General features: G+C 60.9%; 17 protein-coding genes and 3 pseudogenes. 17 read left to right on the top strand and 3 right to left on the bottom strand.

Features of this window, described 5'->3' with window-relative positions; translation table 11 throughout:
- The 14 genes and pseudogenes from IPF85_RS21805 to IPF85_RS21740 form a co-directional block, all read left to right on the top strand.
- A pseudogene (locus IPF85_RS21805) lies at positions 1-334 on the top strand (hypothetical protein); the annotation flags it as partial.
- Positions 335-901: 567 nt separating this feature from the next.
- On the top strand, positions 902-1,111 hold the full coding sequence (locus IPF85_RS21800; RefSeq protein WP_343410161.1) for a DUF1156 domain-containing protein: 210 nt from the start codon (positions 902-904) through the stop codon (positions 1,109-1,111).
- Between the two features lie 838 nt (positions 1,112-1,949).
- Positions 1,950-2,477 carry a hypothetical protein gene (locus IPF85_RS21795; protein WP_343410160.1) on the top strand — a complete coding sequence of 176 codons (528 nt, stop codon included), beginning with the start codon at positions 1,950-1,952 and terminating at the stop codon, positions 2,475-2,477.
- Positions 2,425-3,129 carry a hypothetical protein gene (locus IPF85_RS21790; protein WP_343410159.1) on the top strand — a complete coding sequence of 235 codons (705 nt, stop codon included), beginning with the start codon at positions 2,425-2,427 and terminating at the stop codon, positions 3,127-3,129. Before IPF85_RS21795 ends, IPF85_RS21790 begins: the two co-directional genes overlap by 53 nt.
- A 29-nt stretch (positions 3,130-3,158) precedes the next feature.
- Positions 3,159-3,815: a hypothetical protein gene (locus IPF85_RS21785; protein ID WP_343410158.1), complete on the top strand. Its 657-nt coding sequence runs from the start codon at positions 3,159-3,161 to the stop codon at positions 3,813-3,815.
- Positions 3,816-3,829: 14 nt separating this feature from the next.
- A complete protein-coding gene (locus IPF85_RS21780; protein ID WP_343410157.1) occupies positions 3,830-4,909 on the top strand; it encodes an AAA family ATPase in 1,080 nt (359 codons plus the stop codon).
- A 7-nt stretch (positions 4,910-4,916) separates the two neighbouring features.
- Positions 4,917-5,447: a hypothetical protein gene (locus IPF85_RS21775; protein ID WP_343410156.1), complete on the top strand. Its 531-nt coding sequence runs from the start codon at positions 4,917-4,919 to the stop codon at positions 5,445-5,447.
- Between the two features lie 82 nt (positions 5,448-5,529).
- Positions 5,530-8,361 (top strand): DUF499 domain-containing protein, encoded by a 2,832-nt coding sequence (locus tag IPF85_RS21770; protein ID WP_343410155.1) that lies wholly within the window; start codon positions 5,530-5,532, stop codon positions 8,359-8,361.
- Between the two features lie 125 nt (positions 8,362-8,486).
- Positions 8,487-8,639, top strand: coding sequence for a hypothetical protein (locus IPF85_RS21765; RefSeq protein ID WP_343410154.1), 153 nt, complete (start codon positions 8,487-8,489; stop codon positions 8,637-8,639).
- Positions 8,640-8,863: 224 nt separating this feature from the next.
- A pseudogene (locus IPF85_RS21760) lies at positions 8,864-9,085 on the top strand (restriction endonuclease); the annotation flags it as partial.
- Positions 9,086-9,130: 45 nt separating this feature from the next.
- A complete protein-coding gene (locus tag IPF85_RS21755) occupies positions 9,131-9,640 on the top strand; it encodes a HEAT repeat domain-containing protein (protein WP_343410162.1) in 510 nt (169 codons plus the stop codon).
- A 318-nt stretch (positions 9,641-9,958) separates the two neighbouring features.
- Positions 9,959-10,141 (top strand): annotated as a pseudogene (locus tag IPF85_RS21750) (DUF262 domain-containing protein); the annotation flags it as partial.
- Between the two features lie 272 nt (positions 10,142-10,413).
- The gene (locus IPF85_RS21745) at positions 10,414-10,902 is read left to right on the top strand and encodes a hypothetical protein (protein ID WP_343410163.1); all 489 of its coding nucleotides are present in this window, start codon (positions 10,414-10,416) and stop codon (positions 10,900-10,902) included.
- Positions 10,903-10,919: 17 nt separating this feature from the next.
- Positions 10,920-11,825 (top strand): hypothetical protein, encoded by a 906-nt coding sequence (locus IPF85_RS21740; RefSeq protein ID WP_343410153.1) that lies wholly within the window; start codon positions 10,920-10,922, stop codon positions 11,823-11,825.
- 178 nt (positions 11,826-12,003) lie between these two features.
- Here the strand turns inward: IPF85_RS21740 and IPF85_RS21735 are convergent, their stop codons facing one another.
- Positions 12,004-12,168 carry a hypothetical protein gene (locus tag IPF85_RS21735; RefSeq protein WP_343410152.1) on the bottom strand — a complete coding sequence of 55 codons (165 nt, stop codon included), beginning with the start codon at positions 12,166-12,168 and terminating at the stop codon, positions 12,004-12,006.
- Between the two features lie 71 nt (positions 12,169-12,239).
- On the opposite strand from IPF85_RS21735, the gene IPF85_RS21730 reads away from it, so the two are divergent.
- Together IPF85_RS21730 and IPF85_RS21725 are read left to right on the top strand one after the other, a co-directional pair.
- On the top strand, positions 12,240-13,412 hold the full coding sequence (locus IPF85_RS21730) for an SH3 domain-containing protein (RefSeq protein ID WP_343410151.1): 1,173 nt from the start codon (positions 12,240-12,242) through the stop codon (positions 13,410-13,412).
- On the top strand, positions 13,348-13,749 hold the full coding sequence (locus IPF85_RS21725; RefSeq protein ID WP_343410150.1) for a hypothetical protein: 402 nt from the start codon (positions 13,348-13,350) through the stop codon (positions 13,747-13,749). Before IPF85_RS21730 ends, IPF85_RS21725 begins: the two co-directional genes overlap by 65 nt.
- A 143-nt stretch (positions 13,750-13,892) precedes the next feature.
- Here the strand turns inward: IPF85_RS21725 and IPF85_RS21720 are convergent, their stop codons facing one another.
- Positions 13,893-14,180: a hypothetical protein gene (locus IPF85_RS21720; RefSeq protein ID WP_343410149.1), complete on the bottom strand. Its 288-nt coding sequence runs from the start codon at positions 14,178-14,180 to the stop codon at positions 13,893-13,895.
- A gap of 163 nt (positions 14,181-14,343) precedes the next feature.
- On the opposite strand from IPF85_RS21720, the gene IPF85_RS21715 reads away from it, so the two are divergent.
- Entirely contained in the window at positions 14,344-15,798 is a 1,455-nt protein-coding gene (locus IPF85_RS21715) for an SEC-C metal-binding domain-containing protein (RefSeq protein ID WP_343410148.1), read from the top strand.
- On the opposite strand, the gene IPF85_RS21710 is transcribed toward IPF85_RS21715, so the two are convergent.
- Complete coding sequence (locus IPF85_RS21710; protein WP_343410147.1) at positions 15,783-16,784, bottom strand: hypothetical protein; 1,002 nt, start codon at positions 16,782-16,784, stop codon at positions 15,783-15,785. The two genes, IPF85_RS21715 and IPF85_RS21710, sit on opposite strands and share 16 nt — an antisense overlap.
- Positions 16,785-16,806: the final 22 nt, after the last annotated feature.

The following is a 16,806-nucleotide window of genomic DNA, read 5'->3' as shown; positions in this document are numbered from 1 at the left end:
GCAAGTGCTCAGCACGCTTCGTAAGGAAAACATCCGCATCCTGGCATGTGACGAAAACGGCAAGTGGACTGCCCGTGAACCTGCAACCAGTCCTCTCGCCCGCGAATCCGGGGACGCGCTGGCCTATGTCATGGGAACTCATCCGCGCCCCGAAATCCCGGGCATCCTTCCCAACATTCACGCCTATGAACAGCTTGCTCGCGCTGGTCGCGCCGATTCCGCGCAAGCCCGCCAGATCAAAGAACGCCTGGATGCTGCGGGCTATGAATTCGGCGATGCCGAGCAAGCCCCTGTTCAAATTCCTGGCTCACAAGGCCGCCAACGCCACGGCTAAAAACCTATGATCGAACTCCAGCACGCACTACCCGAACCGACTGAGTTGCGCGCATACCGCGGACGGCATCCCGGCGGCCCATGGGAAACCGCCACCTTCGATGCGGTCCGTCCCATGCTTCGACGCCAACTCAATTTGGAGCAACAAGGGCTCTGCGTCTATTGCGAAAGTCGGCTCGAAGAGGAAGATGGTCACATCGAGCATATCAAGTCACGAGGCCAGCATCCTCAACTTACCTTTGCGTATGCTAACCTGGCCCACAGTTGCAGCCAGCCTGACCATTGTGGTCACCAGAAGCAAGACCAAGTGTTGCCTGTGGGAACCACGGTCATTGCAACCGCTACTTTGCCTTGAGCGCACTTGACGGGAGACTTGCACCCGCGTTGAGGCTGACCGAGGCCGAGGCGCAGCAAGCTGACGACACCGTGTATTCTCGGCCTCAATGTTCCTGCCCTTGCCTGGCAGCGCAAAGGTTATGCCGTTACCATTCGCGCGCAACCGATCCCGCAGACGTTAGCAGCGTTCAGGCCACCATACCGTTTCGCTGGTCTTTGAGAGGATTGATTGATGACTGACCCTGTCAAATCCCCCAAGAAACTCATCGAGGTCGCGCTGCCGCTGGACGCGATCAATGCGGCCTCTGTACGAGAGAGCTATATCTATCGTGGCAATCCCTGCATGCACAAGTGGTGGGCACGGCGAGCCCTTGAATGCGGTGCGGCCGTGATCTTCGCGCAGTTGGTGAATGACCCATCATGGAAATGGGAGATGGAGTAACCCCGGCCAAATCCCCGGGGCATCTCAAGGCTTCGTGGGTGGCTAGCCGCAATCGGCTCTTCAAGATCATCGAAGATCTCGTGGAGTGGGAAAACACTACCAACGAAGCGGTGCTGGAAAAAGCTCGGGCCGAAATCCGCCGCTCGTGGCGCGGGTCTGCGAGCTGAACCGGGACCACCCCCAGGCCGCCGAGCTGTTCAATCCGGACGAAGCTGCCCGCGCTGCACGATCCCTTCGCCGGCGGTGGAGCTATCCCGCTGGAGGCGCAGCGCTCGGGGCTGGAAGCCTACGCCTCGGACCTCAACCCCGTGGCCGTGCTGATCAACAAGGCGCTGATCGAGATTCCGCCCAAGTTTGCGGGCCGACCGCCCGTCCATCCGGCCTCAGACTTCAAAGCCCCCGAAGGCCGGCGAGGCTCAAGGCGCATGGAAAGGCGCGGCCGGCCTTGCCGGAGGACGTGCGCTACTACGGCGCCTGGATGCGGGAGGAGGCGCAGAAGCGAATCGGCCACTGTATCCGCCGGTAGAGATCACGGCGGAGATGGCGCGGGAACGGCCCGACCTGAAGCCGTTGATCGGCCAGAAACTCACCGTGATCGCGTGGCTGTGGGCGCGCACGGTCAAGAGTCCCAACCCGGTATTCTCGCATGTGGATGTACCGCTGGTTGCAAGCTTCATTCTCTCCAGCAAGGCGGGCAAAGAAGCGTACGTGCAGCCGGTCATCGTGGGCGACTGCTACCGGTTCGCGGTAAGATTGGGTACGCCACCATCAAGGCGAAGATCGGCACGAAATCCGGTGGAGGGGCAGTCCTTTCCTGTGCATGCTTTCAGGAAGCCCAATGGATTTCGCCTATCTGCGGGAAGAAGCAAAGCAGGGGTGCATGGGCCAAAAGCTCATGGCTATGGTGGTGGAAGGAGCCAACGGCCGTACTTATCTAGCACCGACAATGGAAATAGAGGCCATCGCTGAAAGTGCTAAGCCTAATTGGAAACCCGAAACACTACTTCCCGATAAAGCGTTGGGCTTTCGTGTCCAGGAGTACGGTTTGCTCAGATGGGCAGACCTTTTCACCCCACGGCAGTTGGTGGCCTCGACAACGTTCAGCGATCTGATGGCCGAGACACGAGAAAAAATCCGGCAGGAGGCCATCGCAGCGGGAAGGCCAAATGAAGACAAGCTCTTGCGCGACGGCGGTATTGGCGCCATGGCGTATGCAGAGGCTGTATCGATCTATCTCGCGTTCTCGATTGATAAGTATTTGATGTACGGAAACTCACTGGTGCCTTGGGATTCAAAGGAAAGACGGACCATCGATGCTTTTCAGCCGACAAGCGCTGTCAATGGTCTGGGATTACACCGAGGTTAATCCCTTTTCCGAAATTGGAGGCTCCCTTGCGAAGTCCTTGGAGATCGTTGCTGGGGCGTTGGAGGGGATACCAGACAGTGCCCCCATTGCTATGGTCACTCAACAAGACGCTGCCTCCGGTTCAAACCATCTCAATGTTCTAGTCAGTACCGATCCGCCATACTACGATAACATCGGCTACGCTGATCTCTCAGATTTTTTCTATGTTTGGTTTCGCCGCACGCTCAGGCTCATCTTTCCCGGCCTTTTCGCCACGCTTGCCGTTCCAAAGGCTGAGGAGTTGGTAGCCACTTCCTATCGTCACGGTAGCAAGGAAAAGGCCGAGGTGTTCTTCCTCGATGGAATGACACGGGCCATGCATTACCTGGCCGAGCAGGCCCATCCCGCTTTCCCGGTGACGATTTACTACGCCTTCAAACAGTCAGAGAGCGATGGTGCTGACGATTCCACCAGCGCCGGTTGGGAGACCTTTCTTGACGCGGTTATGCGCGCCGGCTTTGCGGTCTGCGGCACCTGGCCCATAAGAACAGAACGCCCCGGTAGAGTCAGGGATAACGCGCCAACGCCCTCGCTTCGAGCATCGTCCTCGTCTGCCGCAAGCGCCCCGCCGACGCGCCCTCCATTTCCCGCCGCGAGTTCATCCGCGAGTTGAACGGCGTGCTGCCCGAGGCGCTCGACGAGATGACCAAAGGTTCCGGCGACGAGCGTTCGCCCGTGGCCCCGGTGGACCTTTCGCAGGCGATCATCGGGCCGGGCATGGCCGTCTTCTCGAAATACGCCGCTGTGCTGGAGGCGGACGGCACGCCGATGAGCGTGCGCACGGCGCTGCAACTGATCAACCGCTTCCTGGCCGAGGACGATTTCGACGTGGACACGCAGTTCTGCCTGCACTGGTTCGAGCAGCACGGCTGGAAAGATGGAGTATTCGGGCAGGCCGATGTGCTGGCGCGGGCGAAGGGTACGAGTGTGGACGGCATGAAGGCCGCGGGCGTGCTGGAAGCCGGCGGCGGCAGCGTGCGTCTGCGCAAGTGGTCGGAATATCCGGCCGGGTGGGATCCACAGACCGACACCCGCAACCCGGTGTGGGAGACGCTGCACCACCTGATCCGCACGCTGAAGCAAGAGGGCGACACCGGTGCGGGCCGTCTGCTGGGCGCGGTCAGGGGCAAGGGGGAAGCCACCCGGCAACTGGCGTATCGGCTGTATACGCTGTGCGAGCGCCAGGGGTGGGCGGAGGATGCGCGGGCGTATAACGAGCTGATCACGAGCTGGAGTGGGATCGAAGCCGCGGTCAGCCGGGATGAAACCGGTGCGAAGCAGGGCAGGTTGTTCGAGTAATTCGGAGAGGAACTATGTTGAAATCACTTACCTTCAAGAACTTCACCGTTTTTCCAGACACGCCGTTGGAGTTTGGTCGAAACCTAAATGTCATTGTCGGCGAAAATGGACTGGGGAAGACGCAGATTCTGAAGGCTGCCTATGTCATGGCGTATGTCAGTGCACGGGGTGAAAAAGAATCTGCTTCCAGTACACCCACCAAAGCCTATCTACAAAGTGCCATCGCCAAAAAACTGCGTGACGTATTCAAACCTGATGCGCTGGGACGGTTGGCGCGACGGCAGGCTGGTCGCAGTCGTTGTGAGATTAGCTGGGCCTTCTTCCGACCAGAACTGGATTGCAAGGTGTCGTTCAACACGGCCAGCAAGAGTGAGGTGGGCATCGAGCAGACGCCTACGACCTGGCTCGACAAACTGCCGGTCTACTTGCCAACGCGAGAACTACTGACGGTCTATCCAGGCTTTGTGTCGCTTTATGAAACCACCTATAACGAATTTGATGACACATGGCGCGACACCTGCATTCTGCTCGGCGCCCTCTTGGCTAAAGGTCCTCGTGAAAAGCGCATTAGAGATTTACTGGAACCATTGGAGATGGCGATGGGCGGCAGTGTCGAACTCGACAGATCAGGGCGGTTCTACCTCAATACCAAAACGGGAAGCATGGAGGTGCATCTTGTCGCCGAGGGGCTACGTAAGCTGGCAATGCTGGCGCGCTTGGTCGCCACTGGTTCGCTCTTGGACACGGGCTTTCTTTTTTGGGATGAACCCGAGGCTAACCTCAACCCTAAACTGATCCGGCTGGTTGCGCGCACAATTCTGCAAATCAGCCGGAACGGCATTCAAGTCTTTGTCGCCACCCACAGCCTCTTTCTCTTACGCGAGTTGCACATTCTGCACACCCAAGAATTTTCGAAATTGGACACACGCTACTTTGGTCTTCATGCCGCAGACGATGCAGTCATAGTGAAAGTGTCCGACAGTCTGGATGAAATTGGGAGCATCACGGCGCTGGATGAAGATCTGGTTCAATCGGAGCGATACATTGACACCGAGATGGGCCTCATGGTTACTACCAACGAGAACGAAAGGTAAACCCAGCGTGTCGCATCTTCAAGTTGATTCCCTACGGTTCACCTTCGCACCAACAGTCGTAGCGCAACGTTATGACACTTGGCAACACTACACGACTGTCTGGAATGCAGCCGGCAGGCAAAAGGGCATTGATGTGGTGGCTGTTGAAAGTGTGGCTGCTTCGACGACCACGTGGCTGATCGAAGCAAAAGACTTTCGCATTATCACCCAGCCGCCAAGGCCATCGAACATTGCGGGGCTGCCAAAAACCGTGGCGGACAAGGTGCGGGATACTGTGACTGGATTGGCAGACGCTGCGCTCAATGCGGCTGACGCCGCTGAAAAAAACCATGCGACCAACGCGCTGGCAGCGCCTGCCAAACGGGTCGTGCTGCATTTGGAGCCTCACGTGGGGCCTCATTCGGTGCTGTTTCCGGCCGGATTTTCGGCCAGCGTGCTCCAGCAACTCAAACAATTGGTCAATACCATTGATCCAAACCCGCTGGTCTTGAATATCGCGAACACCCCCGCGGCCGGAGTGCCGTGGAGCGTAGCCTAATGGCTTGTCAAACAATAACTTCCCGCTCTGGCCGGTCTCCGACCGAGCCAGTTCGGGAGTTTTAAACCTAGGAGCACTGCCTATGAAACCCTGGCGAGAAGTAGCCGTCCCCCATCCGGACGTGTTGGAAGGCACGTTTCAGCAATCGGAGTTTGCCGCCGACATCACCGCGGTGCGCACGGGCGGGGCCACGCGGGAGTACCAGGATGCGGCGGCCTTCTACCAGCGCACCTTCATCACCGAGGGCATGCGCCTGCTGCTGATCCAGGTGGCGCAGCGGTTGAACGGCCAGGGCGGCGAGCCGGTCATCCAGCTGCAGACGGCCTTCGGCGGCGGTAAGACGCACACCATGCTGGCCGTCTACCATCTCGCCACGCGGCACTGCGCGCTGGGCGATTTGGCCGGCATCCCGCCTCTGCTCGACCAGGCCGGCCTGATGGACGTACCGAAGGCCCGCGTCGCGGTGCTGGACGGTCAGGCCCACGCCCCCGGCCAGCCCTGGCTGCACGGCAAGCACACCGTGCGCACGCTGTGGGGCGAGCTTGCCTGGCAGCTCGGCGGCGAAGAAGCCTTCGACCAGCTCAAGGACGCCGACGCCACCGGCACTTCCCCCGGCAAGGCCGTGCTCCAAACGCTGCTGGCCGCCTATGCGCCCTGCGTGGTGCTGGTTGACGAGCTGCTCGCCTATATTCGTCAGTTTCAGGCCGGCCAGCCGCTGAGCGGCGGCACGTTCGACAGTAACCTGTCCTTCGTCCAGGCCCTCACCGAAGCGTGCAAGCTGGTTCCCAACGCCGTTCTTCTGGCCTCCTTGCCCGAATCGGAGGTGGAAGCAGGCAGCCAGCGCGGCATGGCTGCCCTGCGGGCGCTGGAAAAAACCTTCGGACGTGTGCAGGCGCTGTGGAAGCCCGTGGCCACCGAAGAGGCCTTCGAGATCGTGCGGCGACGCCTGTTCGAGCCAATCCGTGACGAACAGGGCCGTGCGGCGGTCTGTCGAGCGTTCGCAGACGCGTATGTGGCCGAAGGGGCCAGGCTGCCCAGCGAAACCCAGGAGCAGCGTTACTTCGACCGCCTGGCGCAGGCGTATCCGATTCACCCGGAAGTGTTCGATCGGCTTTACGAAGACTGGACGACGATCGAAGGCTTCCAGCGCACGCGCGGCGTTTTGAAGCTGATGGCCAAACTGATCTACCGGCTGTGGAAGGACGACAACAGGGACCTGATGATCATGCCCGGCAGCCTGCCGTTGTATGATGGCAGCACACGCAACGAACTCATGTACTACCTGCCGGCGGGCTGGGATCCGGTGGTGGAAAAGGACATTGACGGTGAGCGTGCGGAAACGACCGAGCTGGAGAGCAAGGAGCCGCGTTTCGGCGCGGTGAATGCGGCCCGCCGCGTGGCGCGCACGATCTTCCTGGGGAGCGCACCCGCTTCAGTGTCCACGAAGGCCGGCATCCGCGGTATTGACCGTGCGCGTGTGCTGCTCGGCTGCCTGCAGCCCGGCCAGACCTCCTCCACGTACTCCGACGCGCTCAACCGACTCACCGACCGACTGCACTATCTGAAAAGCTCCGGCGAAACAGCGCTGGCCTCGACGCGCTTCTGGTTCGACACCCGCACCAATCTGCGGCGTGAGATGGAGGACCGGAAGTCGCGCTTCGACGACAAGGCTGACGTCCGCGTCAAACTGGCCGAGGTGCTCAAGAGACTGACCGCCGGCGCCACCTTCTTCGACGGCATCCACATCTTCACGCCGCATGCGGATGTGCCGGACGACAGCGCGCTGCGTCTCATCATCCTGACGCCGGAGGTTTTCTATGCGCGCGAGGAGCCGCGCGTGGCGTTCGACGCGGTGCTGGACAGCGCCCGCAACAACGGCGCCAAACCACGCTACCGTGGCAACCGGCTGATCTTTCTGGCTTCCGATCACGGCGTGCTGGCGCACCTGCGCGACAGCATCAAAGTGGCGCTGGCCTGGGGTTCGATTGTGGAGGACATCAGGGACGGCCGCCTGAACGTTGACCAACTTCAGAAGCGGCAAGCTGAGAAAGAATTGCAGACGGCCGAGAACGTGCTGCCGGGGACCGCCCGCGAGTGTTACAGGTGGCTGCTCTGCCCCGCGCAACATGCGGCCACGGATCCCAAGCCGACGGTCGAGGCCTTCCCGCTGAACAGCGGCGGCTCATCCCTGGGCAGCGAGATCGAGCGCGTCTGTGTGGACAATGAGCTGGTGATCGGCGCCTGGTCGCCCATCCACCTGCGCAGTCACTTGCAGCGACTGTACTGGAAGGCCGATAAGCCGGCTGTCGGCGCCATGGTTTTTTGGGAAGATACGCTGCGCTACCTCTATCTGCCGCGGTTGAAAACGCGCAAGGTGCTGGAACAGGCGATTGTCAAGGGCGCAGCCAGCCGGGATTTCTTCGGCACGGCCTACGGGCAGCACGAGGGGAAGTATGACGGGTTCAAGCTGGGCGATGCTAATGTGCAGTTCGATGACACGCTGCTGCTGATCGAGCCGGAGGCGGCGCAGGCGTATGAGGTGGCGCAGGCGACTCCCGCGGCAGCGCCGGTCGGCGGCATCAGGTACCCGACTGCCACAGGCGGAACGGGGCCAGGAATCATTTCCGAAGCTCCAAGCTCGACACCTGGGGTGGCTACAGTGTCCACGCCGGGCGGGTCGGCAAAGGCGCACGCCTTCATCGGGACCGTTGACGTGAATGCGACCGCGGCGAAGGTGCGGCTGCTGCTGATCGCGGATGAGATCATCAGAGTGTTGGCCAATGATGCGCAGGCGAGCGTTAAGGTGACAGTGGAGATCAGCGCGGAGTTTCCCGGCGGCGTGTCGGATGAAATCAAGCGCGCGGTGTCCGAGAATGCAGCGAGTTTGGGATTCAGGATTAGGACGTGGGAGTAGGAGGCTCGGCGACCCAGGGCCTATATCTCTAGCCGTCGCAGGGCGGCTATGCACTCGTTGCAACGACCTCAGAGTTACTCGCCTGTGATCTTGGTTGGAGGCTGATATCTGAACTGAGACAGACCATGCTCAACGATGGAGTGATTCAGAAGATTAACAAGCGGATGGGGCGCATGGAGATTGCACAGGTCGCCGTGATCGTTGCCCTTTTCTGCTGTGGCGTGGCGTTCGTCACCCTGGTCGGCCGGTCGTTTTGGCTGGCGGCGGGCGATGGATGATGGTCGGCTTTGAGCGGCTTGAGCGGGGCGGCATGGGCGCCGTCTACACCGCCTGGGACATGGCGCCATTCGCGGCTGACCTGTGGGCCGATGCCGACGAGGCGCTGCGGGCGAAGCTGGAAGAACAGCACGAAGCCTGGTTCAAGGCCACGGGTGGCCATCCCTGGAACCCGCCCGACTGGGCCGGCGGCGACGCGTGCCCCGCGCCGTTCGCGCCGGCCAAATGGGACGACGGTCGCCGCGCACTCCTGCGCGCCGAACTTGACGCCTACTACGCCCGGCTCTATGGCCTGACGCGCGACGAGCTGCGCTACATCCTCGACCCCAAGGACGTGTACGGCCCGGATTTCCCCGGCGAGACCTTCCGGGTGCTGAAGGAGAAAGAAATCAAGGCGTTCGGCGAGTATCGCACGCGGCGGCTGGTGCTGGAGGCGTGGGATCGGCTGGAGGCGGAGCTGGGGCCGGTCGTTGTGCGCAACTACCGGGAGGAAATGGCGGCGACGCCTGGCCGGGTCGCCGAAACGGGTCGCACGTACCAGGCAATCGCCCAGCCCGCCAGGCCCCCGGCTCCCGGATCACCTGCCAGGCCGGCGCCTGCGGCGCAGCCCCAGGCGAACGCCGGGCAGTCCGACCTGTTCGGCGCACCGGCTGCCCCTGCCACCACGCCGCCCAGGGCAGAACCCGTGCGTCCGGCTGCGCGGCCGGAACCCGCGGCCCAGCCGGTCATGATCCCCACGCCGCCGCAGGGCAATCGCAGCGAACGACTCGGCCGGCTGCTCACGCTGGGGCGCAAACAGACTTCAGAGGCCATCGGCGAGCTGGTGGCCGCGCTGGGCGACGAGGACGAGCAACTGCGCTGGCTGGCCAGCCTGTCGCTGCTGGGGATGGGGGGAAGCACGGTGATCGCGACGCTGCAGGCGTTCATTGTGCAGGCGCCGTCCGCGGTTGCGCGGGAGGAGGCGGAGAAGGTGTTGGGGAAGCTGGAGGCGTTTGGCGGATGAGCGCAAGACCAGGGCAAAAACACCGTCATGACCAACGACGAGGCGCCGAAGTTGATCGCTACCCGATAATGCCTGCCGGGCAAGATGGGTGACGACCAGGATCGCACTGATTCCGCAGGATGAGATGGTGGAGAACATGACGTTCGACGTGCTGGCGAGCCCGTTTTGGGCGCCGGTATAGGCACAAATATCCAGCCTGGTGTGAAAGGAAGATCAGATGGAAATCAATACGATTCTTAATCAGATTGATCTTGGTGCGATGGCGCTGCCTGAATTTCAGCGCGGCTATGTGTGGAACCGCAATCAGGTGCGTGACTGATGGCGTCACTCTACCGCCGGTATCCTGTGGGTGGGCTGCTGGTGTGGATCACGAAGACCGAGAGCGCCGATGCGCGCGGCGACCATCCGCTGTCCGCCGGCACCGTCGAGTTGATCCTCGATGGACAACAGCGGGTGACGACGCTCTACGGCATCATCCGGGGGGCGCCACCCTCCTTTTTCGAGGGCAACGCCAGCGCCTTCACCGGTCTCTATTTCAATCTCGAGGACGAATCCTTCGAGTTCTATGGACCTGTGAAGATGGGCAGCGACCCACGCTGGATCAACGTCACCGAGTTGATGAAGCTCAGCATGGGCCCCTTCATCGACGGCATCTACCAGAACGAGGCGCTGAAGCCTCACGCCCAAGAGTATACCTCGGCCGCCTCAACCGGCTTTACACTATCGGAGAGATCCAGGTTCACATCGAGAAGGTCGCTGGACCGGACAAGACGGTGGACGTGGTGGTGGACATCTTCAACCGCGTCAATAGCGGAGGCACTAAGCTATCAAAAGGTGATTTGGCGCTGGCGCGCGTCTGCGCGGAATGGCCTCCCGCGCGCGAAGAACTGCGTTCAGCGCTTGGCAAGTGGGCCAGGTCCGGCTTTGATTTCAGCCTGGATTGGCTGCTGCGCAACGTCAACGTCGTGGTGACGGGTAAGGCGCTCTTCTCGGCGCTCAAGGACGTCGACACCGCTGGATTCCAGCAGGGCTTGAAGCAAGCGAAGAAGGCCATTGATTATCTGCTCAATATCGTCAGTGGCCGCTTGGGATTGGATCACGAGCGAGTACTGGGCGGGCGCTACGCGTTCCCGATCATGAGCCGCTACGTCGTGGAAAACGGCGGCAAATTATCCAGCGCACAGCAACGCGACAAACTGCTCTACTGGTATGTGCATACACTGCTGTGGGGCGCTATGCCGGTTCCACCGAATCCATGTTGATGCAGGACTTGACGGCGATGGAGAATCACGCCGAGGCCCTGGACCGGCTCATAGACCAACTGCGCACCTGGCGCAGTGATCTCGAGGTGCGTCCCGACAACTTCGCCAACTGGAGCGTGGGCGCCCGTTTTTATCCGATGCTCTACATGCTGACGCGCGTCGGGGAGGCGCGGGACTGGGACACGGGGCTGCCGCTCAAGGCCAATCTATTGGGCAAAACCAGCCGGCTGGAGATTCACCACATCTTTCCCAAGTCGCAGCTCTATGCGCGCGGGCATGACCGCCCTAAGGTCAACTCACTGGCAAACTACTGCTTCCTGACGCAGGCCACCAATCTTGACATCAGCAATACCCTACCCGAAGTCTACTTCCCGCAGATTGAGGCCAGCCACCCTGGCGCATTATCGTCGCAGTGGGTGCCTATGGACCCCAAGCTGTGGCGCATTGAAAACTACGCTGACTTTCTGGCCGAACGCCAGCGTCTGCTGGCGAAAGCGGCCAACGTATTCCTCGATAGCTTGCTGACGAGCAGCCATGTGGGACCACTTGAGGCAATGCCGTCAGTCGCGGCGCCAGCCGCCGTCGAAATCATCAGTGTTTCGGGTGGCATTGACGATAAAGACGAAGAAGCCGTGCTGTTGGAGGAGAACATTTGGGTGACGGAACAGGGCTTGCCCGAAGGCGAAATGCTCTATGAGATTGTTGATGCCGAGACGGGCGCTCTCAAGGCGCTGCTCGACCTGGCATGGCCCGAGGGCATCCAGACCGGCTTCAGCGAACCGGTCGCCCTCTTGTTGAATGAACAGATGAAGACTCTGGAATTGGCGAGCGCAGCGGGTTTCCGTTGTTTCACCGATGTAAAGGTGTTTCGCAGCTATGTGAAGAAGGAAATCCTGGCTTTGGATACCATGGTAGCAAACTGACAGCATCACTTCCCCGGGGAAACCATGTCGGCGCGCGAGAACTCAAATAAGGAACGCTGCCCGCTGTGCGCTGCCAAGATTGCGATATCCGAGAGGTTTGTGAAACCGTTCGGATCTCGCACTAGTCATGTGGTGCTCCCCCACATCCTGGCTTTACGGAGAGGGGCGGCGTAGGGCCTCAGCGCTGCGGTGGTTCTTCACGCAGGCGATCCACCGCCGCCCACACGGCGTCGCGCAGGCGTTCGATCAGCGGGTTATGCAGCTTCCGCTCAATGCACAGCCTGGTGCTATCCCTGTGGATCGCGGCGGAGCGCCAGGGTGAGGTGGCCGTCGAAGGCGTCAATCTGGCCGAGCTGCTGGCTGCCAGATCACAAGAACGAGTGCAGAAGTAGTAGCTGGAAACGGAGGAAGAGTATGCTGTCCCAAAAGCGTTATCCGATTATGATCGCCCTCGGCATGATGATTTTGCTCCAGATGGCTTGTGGACAAACATCACGCACCAGTGACGAAAAAAGCATCGCGGCCACGGTCGCCAAGCAGGTGCGGGCGACCCTAACCGCTGAAGCCCAAAGGTCGGCAGCAAATACGGCAGTCGCAGTTGCCCCATCCGACACCCCTAAGCCGACTGAAACGACAGCGCCTACGGCGACATCTGCTCCCACCGAGACGCCGGCGCCAACGGCAACTGACACTCCGACGTCTCTCCCAACCGATACCCCCGTACCGACTGATACACCTACCGTAACGGAGACACCGACTGCAGACAATACGAACGACCTGATCGTCAATGCACCAGCGATTTTGGGCGCTAAAGTTGCAGAGGTCGAGGGTACCCTGGGAAAACCCCTGGATATTGTCCAAATTGATCGAGGGTCGGTGGATGCGATTCCGGAGGGCGGCGAGTCCCGCACTTACAAGATACAAGAATACCTTCTCTACGTTGATTACGACAAGACCGGTATTGCCAAAGGCGTGCAGTTGTTCAGTGGGCTGGAAAAGTACAACTACGCTTTGTCTGAATGGCCTGTGATCCTTAGACGTGTCGGGGTTGACTTTATCGCCGAACCACCGGACGTATCAGCCCTAATTGCAGTCGCATGGACCAATGTAAATGGCTATGCTGTCAGGGTAGAGACCGATGCTATCGGCGGTAAGATATGGAGCGTTTGGGTTTCGCTCGTTTCGTCTAATCCGCGGCCGGCAAATACGCCTGACAAACCGGCGGCGATTGCATCCAATGCGAGCAACATACGGTCGGGACCAGGCACGAGTTATCCTATTGTCGGCAAGGCGAGCGCCGGACAGCGCTATGATATTCTGGGGCGTAACGCGGATTCATCCTGGTGGCAAATCTCGTATGGTGACAAACAGGGATGGATTGCGGCTTCGGTTGTCAAGACGAGCGGTCCGCTTGACGCAGGTGGCTGTAGCACAGAACATTCCAACACCGCCCCCTGCACCAACTTCTCCGCCGGCCAAGCCAACGTCCCTGCCACTCACGCGGCCCGAGCAGGAGTTCATTGTGAAGAGCTGGGGACTGCGCCTTTACGATGTGAAGCGCGCCAAGTCAGTCTATTTCTACGATGACGCGCGCTTTGCCCAAGGCACCTACCTCATCCCGCTCGTTGAGTTTCGGAATACGGGATCCGGAACTGCGACGCCCCTGCGCAGTCTCAATTTCTACCTGCAAGATACGCGGGGGCGGACTTACAAGTTCGATCCGTTCGATGATGCGGTTCTGGGCGCCGCATGGCAGTTCCAGGCTGGGCACTTGTACGATGACATTAACCCGGGGCTAAAATTGGGCATCGCATTGCCATTTGATGTGTCACCTGACCTGACTGACGTCTGGTTGCGCGTTAGGGAGGACTCCAGAATCGTGATATACCTGGGGAATGTGAGCCAGTTACCCGAAAGCAGATGAAACGATGGCACCAGAAGCTGGAATTGAAGCTGCCATAAAAAGGGCCCCGAAGGGCCAAGGCGTTATGCCTTCCACCTCCAGATCACTGGATTGCTGTCATTATAACCGAACGGTGGCTGCGAAGTCAAGAGAGAAACACTACACTAGGCGAGTTCCACCAGGTTTGGCGTCGAGGCTGAGAAGGGCAGCCTAGCGGCGGGGAGCGCGGGGTGTTTGGAGCACGAAGACGCGAAGCGGCACGAAGCATACGAAGCACGAAGATCGCGAAGCGCGAAAGAGGGAGTTAGCGTTGAAATGATTGCCTTTGCCCATGACATGGCGGCGAGATTGATCTGCTGATCGTGCAGGATGGCATCGCTTATCCCCTGCAGATCAAGAAAACCGCCGCGCCGGGTCGGGATGATGTCCGGCATTTCGGAGCGCTGGCGCATCTCGGTTTGCCCGTCGGCCCGGGCGGCGTCATCTGTCTGGCGGAGTAACTGCTGCCGCTCACGGCCGCGGCCCAGTCCATTCCGGCCTGGGCGCTGTGAGCCGTTGGATTACGGAGACACGAAGCCTTACGAAGAACACAGAGCACGCGAAGAGAGGTGGATCATGGTCGGTCGCAACGATCCCTGCCCTTGCGGCAGCGGCAAGAAGTACAAGAAGTGTTGTCTGAAGAAGGATGAAGAGGCCCGGCGGGCTCAAGTGGAGGCCGAGCGCGCGGTGCGCCAGGCGGCCGCCGCATCGCTTCCGCCACCGTTGCCCGCAGTGCAACACCTCCCGCCCGCTGCCGGGACGGACGACGCGCTGGGGGATGGGCCAGAGACGGAAGCTGAGGCAGACGCCATAACCGACTCCTCCTTTTTCGATACGCGCTGGGCAGAGTTCGAAGCGGCAGAAAATGACGAAGACCAAATCGCCATCTTCCTGGCGACGCTGGATGAGGGGGCGATGGATAACGAAAGCGCCTTCGAGATGCTCAACGTCATCTACCAAGCCAGCGTGGCCAGCGGCGAGCGCGATCGCTTCGATGCGTTGCTCGCCCTGTTGCGCCAGCGCCAGCCGGACGTTTACGCCCACGATGCCCATTTCTACGCCGGCTGGCTGATCTCGAACGCCCTGGCCGCCGGACGCATGGACGCGCTGCCGGCCCTGGCCCATGAGCTGGCCGACACAGCCGGCGAAGATCTCGACACCGTCAGCGGCACCCTCGACCAGTTGGCTTACCACGGCCACCTGTCGGTGGTTACTGAGGCCATGCGCCGCGCCTGTCCGTTGGTGCGGGATGCCGGCGAATACTTCGAGTGGGCGGTCACTGCATTTGCCGAACGTGCGCTGACGTACGCGAGGCTCGACTACCTGGAGCGCACCGCAGCCCCGCACGCCGCCGAACTGGAGGCGCTGAGCGCCGCCTTTGATTGCGCAATTTTGCAGCCAGGGGATGCGGCCCAATTCCTGGCGCACATCACCGGGCAGGCCGAACGGCGCTGGACGTTGGACGACTTCACCCTCACGCCGCACCGGCGGCGCAAGGGCGCACCGGGACTCTCGGCGGACGATGGCCGAACCAATCTGTATTACCTGACCGTCGAATTCCTGGGCTACCTGCGTCGCGCGGAAGGCGTGCCGTATGCCAAAGGGGAGATCGCGCGCGACCAGATTCAACGATACATCTTGAAGCGCCACGCCGGGGAGTTGAACGACGCGAACGGCAGGAGGGAGGCCAGGCCCAAAGCGCGCGCATCGGCGCCAGTGCATCCCCTCTGCCCCGACCACGACACGATGGATCGTTTTCTGGCTCGTCTGTTGAGTTTCCTCAGCTCGCAGCCTTACAGAGCCGCAGCCCTGTTCGAGATGCTCCCGGCCTGGCTCAGGTTCCTGGAAGCACGCGAGCTGATTGACGCCGACCAGCGCGTCCGGACCCTGCGCGAGTTGGATGGCCTGGTCCCCGATCTAATCAAAGTTCTGCATGGCTATCGTTCGGACTCCGCGCTGCGGCTGGCAGCAGAGCACTGGGGGGAGAACGATGGTCTCAGGCCGGCGCGCCGCGATCAGGCCGCGAAGTAGGCGGTGTAGAAGGCGTCGAGCCGGCGCCGGATACGCTTTTCGGCATAACCGCTCCGCAGCGCAGCCTCCACGACCGGCGCGGCCAAGAGCGTCACCTCATGCGTGACGATGGCTTGCGTGACGCCCATGGCCGCCAGCCACGCGCGGACGTCCTTTTCCCCATGGACGCGGAAGAAGTTGCGCACCAGCCCCGCCATCAGCTCAGCAAACAACGGCGTGGCGCGGAAGTGCAGCCAGAAGTTCAGGCCAATCTGCACCATCGCCTCCAGGGACCCGGTATCCACATAGCCGGCCAGTTCGGCCATCTCCGTTTCGGCATTTGCCGCCCACACCTCCTCGCTCCACTTGCGCATCAGTCTGGCATCCAGGGTCGTGTTCAGGAAGGTTTCGCTCTCGCGGATGGTCTCCTGGACATTCGCGCTGATGAAGGCGAGTAACTGCTTATCAATACTCCTTCCCAGGGTTGGCGCGCCGGCGTTCAAGGCATTCTGTCCCATCCTGAGCAGCGACGATGCGCCGGGGATGTTTTTCGCCAGGGCATTTTCGGTCAGCACAAAGGCCTTGATGCCGCGGTAGAGGACATTGGAGATCAGCACCCCATAAACGGAGCTTGAGATAACCTGGTGGGTGATCTCGCGGCGCAGGTCCTCCAGGCCGATGATGTTGTCAACGAGCTGATCGAACACCCCGCGCGGCAGGAGCGACGCGACGCGGGCGTCATCGTTCGTCAGGAATTCATGCACAAACAGTACGTTTTCCCGAATCTCGTCCACGAGTTCGGGCGAAATCGGCCTCTCGATCACATTGCGCCCGATCCAGTCCACCACCTGGTCTGCGCTCACCACCTCGTGCAGCCGCACGTGCCCCAGCCAGGCAAAAACGTCCGCCACTTCCTCCGCCAGCGTCGCCGGCAATTTCTCCCCGCGCAGCCGCTCCAACTCAAACCGCACATGCGCTTCCAGCAAATCATCCTTCTTCTTTGTCATCCCTCATTCCTTTCCGATTTTC

The organism is Candidatus Amarolinea dominans (assembly GCF_016704685.1).
Lineage (GTDB): Bacteria > Chloroflexota > Anaerolineae > SSC4 > Amarolineaceae > Amarolinea > Amarolinea dominans.
The sequence above is the reverse complement of the archived record's forward strand: the minus strand, read 5'-3'. Positions and strand labels throughout refer to the sequence as shown.